This is a genomic window from Streptomyces atriruber (assembly GCF_001418325.1).
In the GTDB taxonomy this organism is placed as follows: Bacteria; Actinomycetota; Actinomycetes; order Streptomycetales; family Streptomycetaceae; genus Streptomyces; species Streptomyces atriruber.
The window spans coordinates 1-9,171 of the sequence record NZ_LIPN01000400.1 but is presented as its reverse complement, the minus strand read 5'-3'; the positions used below and the strand labels follow the sequence as shown (position 1 = coordinate 9,171).

The window sequence follows — 9,171 nt, the reverse complement described above, 5'->3', positions numbered from 1 at the left end:
GGCCGGTGCCGGGGAGGAGGGGCGGGGCGGGCTCGGCGTCCGCCGTGGAGTCCGCGGTCCGCGGGGCAGGCACCGCGTCCTCCTCCCACGCGTACTCGGGGCCCTTCTTCAGCCGTACGCCCCGGGCCAGCCGTACGGCCTCGTCCCTCAGGAGCGCGGCGAGGCTGCTGCGCACCACTTCCTGACCACCGGTGCTCAGCGCACCGAGCGCCTCCGCCACCTCCGCCGCGTCGCGCGGCCGTCCCGCGGGGTCCTGTGTGCACAACCGGTCGACCAGTCGGGCCAGTTCGGGGGGTATTCCGGGAGAGCGGCCGACCAGACTCGGAATACCGGTGCCCAGCGCCCGCTCCACGACGGCCCCCACGTCGACGGCGGGGCCGAGCGGACTCTCGCCCGTGAGCATGAAGTACATGCAGGCCCCGAGCCCGTAGAGGTCGGCCGCCGCGTCCGCGCGTGCGCCCTTCATGGCCTCCGGCGCCATGAACTGCGGGGAGCCGAGGACCACCCCGGTCGCCGTGATCGCCTGTTCGCCCGCGAGGCGGGCGAGACCGAAGTCGTGCAGCACGACGCGGCCGTCCCGGGTGAGGCTGACGTTCGAGGGCTTGATGTCCCGGTGCATCACCCCGGCCTGGTGCGCGGCGGCGAGCGCCTCCGCCATGCTCAGTCCGATCCAGCAGGCGGCCCGGGCCGACAACTGGCCCGTGGCCGCGACGAGGTGGCCGAGGCTGCGCCCGTCGAGGATCTGCATCACCAGGTACGCGGCTCCCCGGTGCAGTCCGCTGTCGTACAGCGCGATGACCCCGGGGTGCACGATCCGCGCCATCGCGCGGGCCTCCCGCCGGAACCGGTCCAGTTCCTCGCCGCCCGGTGCCATGCCCCTGACGGACGTCAGGAGCTTCACCGCGACGCGGCGGCCCAACTGCACGTCCTCGGCCTCGTAGACCTCGCCCATGCCGCCGCGTCCCAGGAGCTCCGTCAACCGGTAGCGCCCGTCGACCAGTTCGCCTCGCGTCATGCCCTCTCCCGTGAACCAGGCCCGGGATCAGGCTAGTTCACGAGGGCCTCACGGGCGGCGCGCCGACGTCACCCGGTACACGTCGTAGACACCCTCCACTCCCCTGACCGCCTTCAGCACGTGCCCCAGGTGCTTGGGGTCGCCCATCTCGAAGGTGAAGCGGGAGGTGGCGACGCGGTCGCGGGAGGTCTGCACGGCCGCCGACAGGATGTTCACGTGCTGGTCCGAGAGGATGCGCGTGACGTCCGACAAGAGGCGGGAGCGGTCCAGGGCCTCGACCTGGATGGCGACCAGGAAGACCGAGGACTGGGTAGGCGCCCACTCGACCTCGAGGATCCGCTCGGGTTCGCGCGAGAGCGAGTCCACGTTCACGCAGTCGCTGCGGTGAACCGATACGCCGCTGCCGCGCGTGACGAAGCCGATGATGGGGTCGCCGGGCACGGGCGTGCAGCAGCGGGCCAGCTTGACCCACACGTCCTCGACGCCCTTGACGACCACGCCCGGGTCGGCGTTCGAGCGGCGCTTGCTGCGGCCGCGCGAGGGCGGCGCGCTCTCGGCGATGTCCTCGTTGGCCGCCTCCTCGCCGCCGAGCGCCTGGACGAGCTTCTGCACGACGGACTGCGCGGTGACGTGGCCCTCGCCGATCGCCGCGTACAGCGACGAGATGTCGGGGTAGCGCATCTCGTGCGCGAGGGTGACCAGGGAGTCGCCCGTGAGGATCCGCTGGATCGGCAGGTTCTGCTTGCGCATGGCGCGCGCGATGGCGTCCTTGCCCTGCTCGATGGCCTCGTCGCGGCGCTCCTTGGAGAACCACGCGCGGATCTTGTTGCGCGCCCGCGGCGACTTGACGAAGCCGAGCCAGTCGCGGGACGGGCCCGCACCGGCCGCCTTGGAGGTGAAGACCTCCACCAGGTCGCCGTTGTCCAGCGTCGATTCGAGCGGTACGAGGCGGCCGTTGACCCGCGCCCCTATGGTGCGGTGGCCGACCTCGGTGTGCACCGCGTACGAGAAGTCGACGGGGGTGGCGCCCGCGGGGAGCGCTATGACGTCGCCCTTCGGGGTGAACACGAAGACTTCGTTGCGCGAGAGGTCGAAGCGCAGCGACTCCAGGAACTCGCTGGGGTCCTCGGTCTCCTTCTGCCAGTCCAGGAGCTGGCGCAGCCACGCCATGTCGTTGAGGTGGTCGTCCTTGCCACCGGCCTTCTTCGGCACGTCGGTGCGCACCTTGGAGGCACCGGCGACGGCCTCCTGCTTGTACTTCCAGTGCGCCGCGATGCCGTACTCGGCGCGGCGGTGCATGTCGAACGTACGGATCTGGAGCTCGACGGGCTTGCCGTTGGGGCCGATGACCGTCGTGTGCAGCGACTGGTACATGTTGAACTTCGGCATCGCGATGTAGTCCTTGAACCGGCCGGGGACCGGGTTCCATCGCGCGTGGACCGTGCCGAGTGCGGCATAGCAGTCGCGGACCGTGTCGACGAGGACGCGGATGCCCACCAGGTCGTAGATCTCCGCGAAGTCACGGCCGCGGACGATCATCTTCTGGTAGACGCTGTAGTAGTGCTTCGGGCGGCCGGTGACGGTCGCCTTGATGCGGGCGGCGCGCAGGTCGGCCTGGACCTCGTCGGTCACTATGGCCAGGTACTCGTCGCGCTTGGGGGCGCGCTCGGCGACCAGCCGCACGATCTCGTCGTACATCTTGGGGTAGAGGATCGCGAAGGCGAGGTCCTCCAGCTCCCACTTGATGGTGTTCATGCCCAGGCGGTGCGCCAGCGGAGCGTAGATCTCCAGCGTCTCGCGGGCCTTCTTCTCCTGCTTCTCGCGCTTGAGGTACCGCATCGTGCGCATGTTGTGCAGGCGGTCGGCGAGCTTGATGACCAGGACGCGGGGATCCTTGGCCATGGCGACGACCATCTTGCGCACGGTCTCGGCCTGCGCGGCCTCGCCGAACTTGACCTTGTCCAGCTTGGTGACGCCGTCGACGAGCAGGGCGACCTGGTCGCCGAAGTCGCGCTTGAGGGTGTCCAGGCCGTACTCGGTGTCCTCGACGGTGTCGTGCAGGAGCCCGGCCATCAGGGTGGCCGGGTCCATGCCGAGCTCGGCGAGGATGGTCGTCACGGCGAGGGGGTGCGTGATGTACGGGTCGCCGCTCTTGCGCTTCTGGCCGCGGTGCCAGCGCTCCGCGACCTGGTACGCCCGCTCGATCTGGCGGAGCGTCGACGTCTCGATCTTGGGGTCGTTGCTGCGCACTATGCGCAGCAGGGGCTCCAGGACGGGGTTGTACGGGTTCGAGCGCTGGACGCCGAGCCGCGCGAGCCGGGCCCGCACGCGGTTGGAGGAACCGGAACGCGCGGGCTGGCCGGTGGCGGGCCGGATCGCGGGGGCCGTCGGATGGTGGTCCGCAGGCGGCTTCGGGCGGGGCTGCTCGGCCGGCTTGTCGCCCCGGGAGACCTCTCCCTGGGCGCGCTGCGCGGACGTGCCGCCCGGCGCGCCCGCGGCCTTCTTCGCGGGCGCCACGGATCCGGCCGAGGCCTCCTTGCCCTGCTGGGCGGCCTTGGCGGCGGTGAGTGGCTGGGACTCGTCTGGCAAGAGCGCTCCCTGTGCGCGATCGGGGTCCCCCGGACAGGCCCCGAAGAGTCCATGGTATCGATCCTGGGCCGTCGGCTCGCCTTCGGCCGGTGAGACGGCTCTGTACTGGAGAAACGCGAGGGACGGACGCCGGATTCCCCCGAAGCCGCCGCTCCGGTCCCGCGGCCGCCCCAGAGGGCACCCGGAACACCGGCGCCGCTCCCCGGCAGGGCCGTCCAGAGCGGGAACCGGCCGAAACGACGACGGGCGTCCCGGTGGATGCCGGAACGCCCGTCGTGCTGTCCTGCGAGCCGCCTCAGACGGTGATCAGCGCCTCCAGCGGCGCCCCGTCGAGGGCCTGCTCCAGCTTCTGCCGGCCGTTGAGGAAGCCGAGCTCCATGAGGACCGCGACACCGGCCACCTCGGCGCCCGAGCGGCGGACCAGGTCCAGCGAGGCCGCCGCGGTGCCACCGGTGGCGAGGACGTCGTCGATGACCATGACGCGGTCGCCCGCGGCGAGGTCCTCGGCGTGCACCTCGATCTCGGCGCTGCCGTACTCCAGGTCGTAGCTTTGCCGGAGCGTCGCTCCGGGGAGCTTGCCGGCCTTGCGCACGGGGATGAAGCCGAGCCCCGCGCGGAGCGCGACGGGGGCGCCGAGGATGAAGCCGCGGGCCTCCAGGCCGACGATCTTCGTGGCGCCGTGCCGCACACTGAGGTCGGAGAGGGTCTCCGTGAGCGCGGCGAATGCGGCCGGGTCGGCGAGCAGCGGCGTGATGTCCTTGAACATCACGCCCGGCTTCGGGTAGTCGGGGACGTCACGGATGCGGCTGAGCAGCAGCTCCGTGACGCCTGCGAGCTCGGTCATCGGCGCTTCCCCGAGGGCCGTCCCCGGCCGCGGTTGCGCGACGCGGGCTGGCTGCGGGGGCCGACGACGGCCGGAGCGGCGTCGTCGGCGGCGTCCTCCGGGTCACCGTCGTCGAAGGACTCCGGTGCCTCCGCGGACTCGCCCTTGGCCGCGGCCGCCGCGCGCTTGGCGAGCACCCGCTTCTTGAGGGCCTTCATCTGCGGCTCGCGTTCCTTGAAGTCGGCGACGAGCGGCGTGGCGATGAAGATCGAGGAGTACGCACCGGCCGCGAGGCCGACGAACAGCGACAGCGAGATGTCGTTGAGCATGCCCGCGCCCAGCGCACCGCCACCGATGAACAGCAGGCCCGCCACCGGGAGCAGCGCGACGACCGTGGTGTTGATGGAACGCACCAGGGTGCCGTTGATGCTGCGGTTGGCGAGTTCGCTGTAGGTGTACTTGGTCTGCTTGGTGATGTCCTTCGACTGCTCCTTCAAGCTGTCGAAGACCACGACCGTGTCGTAGAGCGAGTAACCGAGAATGGTCAGCAGACCGATCACCGTGCCCGGGGTGACCTCGAAGCCGACCAGTGCGTAGACACCCACGGTGATGGTGATGTCGTGGATCAGCGCGATCAGTGCCGCCAAAGCCATGCGCCATTCGAAGGCGATGGCCAGGTAGATCACCACGAGGACCATGAAGATCGCGAGGCCTTGCCAGGCCTTGTTCGCGATCTGGTCGCCCCAGCTGGGGCCGACCAGGTCGGCGTCGATGTCGCCCGCCTTGACCTGCAGGTCCTCGGCGAGGTCCTGCTTGATCTGGTCGGACTTCTTGATGTCGACGCCCGCGATCTGGATGCGGAGCTTGTCGTCACCCAGCTTCTGGACGATGGCGTCGTGACCGGACGCCTTCTCCGCGGCCTCTTCGGCCTTGGAGACCGAGGCACTGGTCTTCGGGGTGTTGAAGACGGCGCCGCCCTCGAACTCGATGCCCATGTTCAGGCCGCGCACCGCCAGGCCGACGATGGCCGTGATGGTGATCAGGATCGAGATGCCGTACCAGATCTTGCGCTTGCCGACGAAGTCGTAGCCGACCTCACCGCGGTAGAGCCTGGCGCCGAGATTGCCGAGCTTCGACATCTCACGCCTCCTTCGGGTCGACAGGGCCGGCGGTGGGAGGAGTGGTACGGCGGGACCGGCGCAGCGGCGGCTTGGCGCCGAGCCGCTGCGGGTCGAGACCGGACCACTTGTGGCCGCTCGCGAAGAACTTCTTGCGGGCCATCAGCGTCATCAGCGGCTTGGTGAAGAAGAACACCACGACGACGTCGAGCAGCGTGGTCAGGCCGAGCGTGAACGCGAAGCCCTGCACCTTGCCGACCGTGACGACGAAGAGCACCGCGGCGGCGAGGAACGACACGAAGTCGGAGACCAGGATCGTGCGCCGCGCGCGCGGCCAGCCCCTCTCGACGGCGGGTCGCAGCGTGCGGCCCTCACGGATCTCGTCCCGTACGCGTTCGAAGAACACGATGAACGAGTCCGCCGTGATACCGATCGCAACGATCGCACCACACACCGCGGGCAGGTTCAGCGCGAACTTAATGGTCGGGCCGAGCAGCGTCATGATCGTGTACGTCAGCGCCGCGGAGACCAGGAGGCTCGCGATGGCGATGAGGGAGAGGCCGCGGTAGTAGAGCACCAGGTAGATGACGACCAGCGCGAGGCCGATGGCGCCCGCGATCAGGCCTGCCTTGAGCTGCTCGCCGCCGAGGGCCGGGCTGACCGTGGTGACGCTCTGCTCGTGGAACGTCAGCGGCAGCGCACCGTACGACAGGATGTTCGCCAGGTCCTTGGCGGACTCCTGGTTGAAGCTGCCGGAGATCTCGGCGTTGGAGCTCAGGGTCGTGCGGACGCTGGGGGCCGAGGCCACTTCGCCGTCGAGGACGATCGCGAACTGGTTCTGCGGGGGCTGCTGCTGCGACAGCTTGCTGGTGACGTTCGAGAACTTCTTCGAGCCGCCCTTGGTGAACTCCATGTTGACCACCCAGGCACCGGACTGCTGCTGGATGGCCGCCTTGGCGTCGTCGACGTCCTTACCGTTCAGCTCGGCCGGGGCCAGGATGAACTTGTCCCACGTCTTGCCGTCGGGGCTCTTGCCGCACGCGATGGTGGGCTCGGAGGGCTTGATGCCGCGGCCGGCCGCGGCGCGCGCCTTCTTGTCGGTGCAGTCCAGCTTGGTGAACTGCTCCTGGAGCTTCGCGGTGGCCGGGTCCGGAGAAGGCGCCTTGTCCTTCTTGCCGTCCTTGCCCTTGTCCGAGGCGGACGGCGTCGGGTCGGCCTTCAGGGCCTCGCTGACGGCTCGGCCCTGGGAGGTCGGAGTGGAGCTCGGGGAGTTCCCGTCCGTGGCCTTGTCCGTCGCCTTGTCGGTGGCCTTGTCCGTCGCCTTGTCCTTGTCCTTCTCCTTGTCCGTCCCGGACGAGGAGCTGGGGGTGGGCTCGGGCGTGGGCTGGCCGCTGGTCTGTGTGATCACCGGACGGAAGTAGAGCTGAGCGGTCGTGCCGACCTGCGCGCGCGCCTGCTTCTCGTTCGAACCCTTGGGGATGTTGACAATGATGTTCTTGTCGCCCTGGGTCTGGACCTCGGCCTCGGAGACACCCAGACCGTTGACGCGGTTGTTGATGATGTCAACCGCGGTGTTCATGTTGGTCGGGTTGATCGCGTTCTTCTGGCCGGGCTCGTTCTTCGCCTCGAGCGTGATGCTCGTGCCGCCGGCGAGGTCGATGCCCAGGCGCGGCGTGGTGTGCCCGGAAAGGAACATTCCCCCGGTCAGCGCCACGAGGGCAATCAGGATGAAGACCAGAGAGCGTCCCGGCTTGCCCGGGGCGCTCTGCCTTCGGCCCTTCTTCGGTGCTGCCACCTTCTCGTTCTCCCTGTCCAACCGCCCGGTCTCCGGTCTGTCCCCCTGCAGTGCGGGAGCCCGGGCGGGCGGCCATGAAGTGGTGTCGAGATTCGGCGCGAAATGCACGTGGTCCGGGGCCCGTGGTGCGCGAGCGGTGCGCCCCACAGGCCCCGGTCGTGACTACTTCGCGTCGGACTCGCCGTCGGTCTTCTTGGGCTCCGCGTCGTCGGCCCCGGCGGGCGCGTCCTTCTTGCCGAGGTCGATGGGCGAGTCGTCGGAAGCGTCGGCGGGCTCGTCGGTCTCGGTCAGGGAGGAGGCGTCGTCCGGGACGACGGGGGCGTCCTCGTTCAGGTCGTCCTCGGTGCCGTGCACGATGCGGTTGTACTCGTCGTCGTCGAGGACGGCACCGATCGAGTTCTTCGCGTAAACCGCGTGGACACCGGGGGCCACCTCAAGGAGGACGGCTTCGTCGTGAACCTCCTTGACGGTCGCGTACATGCCACCGATCGTGCGGATGCCGGTGCCGGGCTGCATCTCGTTACGCATCGCCGCGGCGGCCTGCTGCTTCTTCTTGGCCGAGCGGGTCATCAGGAACATGGCCCCGATGAGCACGATGAACGGGAGGAGGGTCACGATATTCACGGGACGGAGTTTCCTTCGCAGGCCGCGCAGATAAACGGCCATGGGGATGGGGGTGGGCACGCCGCCCTACAAGGGCGGCATCGGCGGAGTCTAAGCGAGTCCGCACCTTACGAACAACGCTCAGCATGGCACCGCAGTTCCTGAGGGGTCGACTCTCCGCGCCGTTGTCCTTCGGCCTCGGCGCCGCATCGCCGATATCACGCCCCGAACAAGTCCTGTTGTCCCTTTCCGCCCGCCTGCCGCGGGGGTACCAGGCCGAGGTGCGCCCACGCCGCGGGCGTCGCGACGCGGCCGCGCGGGGTGCGGGCCAGCAGACCCTCCCGTACCAGGAAGGGCTCCGCCACCTCCTCGACCGTCTCGCGCTCCTCCCCCACGGCGACCGCGAGCGTCGACAGGCCGACGGGACCGCCGCCGAACAGCTTGAGCAGGGCCTCCAGGACGGCCCGGTCGAGGCGGTCGAGGCCGCGTCCGTCCACCTCATAGACCGCGAGGGCCGCGCCCGCGATGTCCCGGGTGATCGCGCCGTCGGCCTTCACCTGGGCATAGTCCCTGACGCGGCGCAGCAGGCGGTTGGCGATACGGGGCGTGCCGCGCGAGCGGCCGGCGATCTCGGCGGCACCCTGCGGGTCGATCTCCACGTCGAGCAGCTGGGCGGAGCGGTGGACGACGCGCTCCAGCTCCGCGGGTTCGTAGAACTCCATGTGCGCGGTGAACCCGAAGCGGTCGCGCAGCGGCGGCGGGAGCAGTCCCGCGCGCGTGGTGGCGCCGACGAGGGTGAAGGGGGGCAGCTCGAGGGGGATGGCGGTGGCACCGGGGCCCTTGCCGACGATGACGTCGACGCGGAAGTCCTCCATAGCCATGTAGAGCATTTCCTCGGCGGGGCGCGACATCCGGTGGATCTCGTCGAGGAAGAGGACCTCGCCCTCCTGGAGGGAGGAGAGGATCGCGGCCAGGTCACCGGCGTGCTGGATGGCGGGGCCGCTGGTGATGCGGATCGGGGCGCCCATCTCGGCGGCGATGATCATCGAGAGGGTCGTCTTGCCGAGGCCGGGGGCTCCGGAGAGCAGCACGTGGTCGGCGGTGGCGCCGCGCGCGCGGGCCGCCCGCAGGACGAGGTCGAGCTGCTCGCGGACCTTCTCCTGGCCGATGAACTCGCCCAGGTCCTTGGGGCGCAGGGCGGCCTCGACCGCCTGGTCCTCGCCGTCGG

The 9,171-nt window shown here is 69.9% G+C and carries 7 protein-coding genes; all 7 read right to left on the bottom strand.

Translation table 11 applies throughout. The features are described from left to right. On the bottom strand, positions 1 to 1,015 hold a 1,015-nt coding region (locus AOK03_RS33660), incomplete at its 3' end, for a serine/threonine-protein kinase (protein WP_157869149.1). Positions 1,016 to 1,063: 48 nt separating this feature from the next. Beyond that, entirely contained in the window at positions 1,064 to 3,604 is a 2,541-nt protein-coding gene (locus AOK03_RS33655) for a RelA/SpoT family protein (protein WP_055569173.1), read from the bottom strand. Between the two features lie 295 nt (positions 3,605 to 3,899). After that, positions 3,900 to 4,448 (bottom strand): adenine phosphoribosyltransferase, encoded by a 549-nt coding sequence (locus AOK03_RS33650; RefSeq protein WP_055569172.1) that lies wholly within the window; start codon positions 4,446 to 4,448, stop codon positions 3,900 to 3,902. After that, positions 4,445 to 5,566, bottom strand: coding sequence for a protein translocase subunit SecF (gene secF / locus AOK03_RS33645; RefSeq protein WP_055569171.1), 1,122 nt, complete (start codon positions 5,564 to 5,566; stop codon positions 4,445 to 4,447). The genes AOK03_RS33650 and secF overlap by 4 nt, the downstream gene beginning before the upstream one ends. 1 nt (position 5,567) lies before the next feature. Then, positions 5,568 to 7,340 carry a protein translocase subunit SecD gene (secD, locus tag AOK03_RS33640; protein WP_055569174.1) on the bottom strand — a complete coding sequence of 591 codons (1,773 nt, stop codon included), beginning with the start codon at positions 7,338 to 7,340 and terminating at the stop codon, positions 5,568 to 5,570. Positions 7,341 to 7,502: 162 nt separating this feature from the next. Next, positions 7,503 to 7,964, bottom strand: a complete 462-nt coding sequence (gene yajC / locus AOK03_RS33635) for a preprotein translocase subunit YajC (protein ID WP_055569170.1) — start codon at positions 7,962 to 7,964, stop codon at positions 7,503 to 7,505. A 197-nt stretch (positions 7,965 to 8,161) separates the two neighbouring features. Continuing rightward, positions 8,162 to 9,171 (bottom strand): Holliday junction branch migration DNA helicase RuvB (ruvB, locus tag AOK03_RS33630; RefSeq protein WP_055569169.1); only part of this gene is annotated, 1,010 nt, incomplete at its 5' end.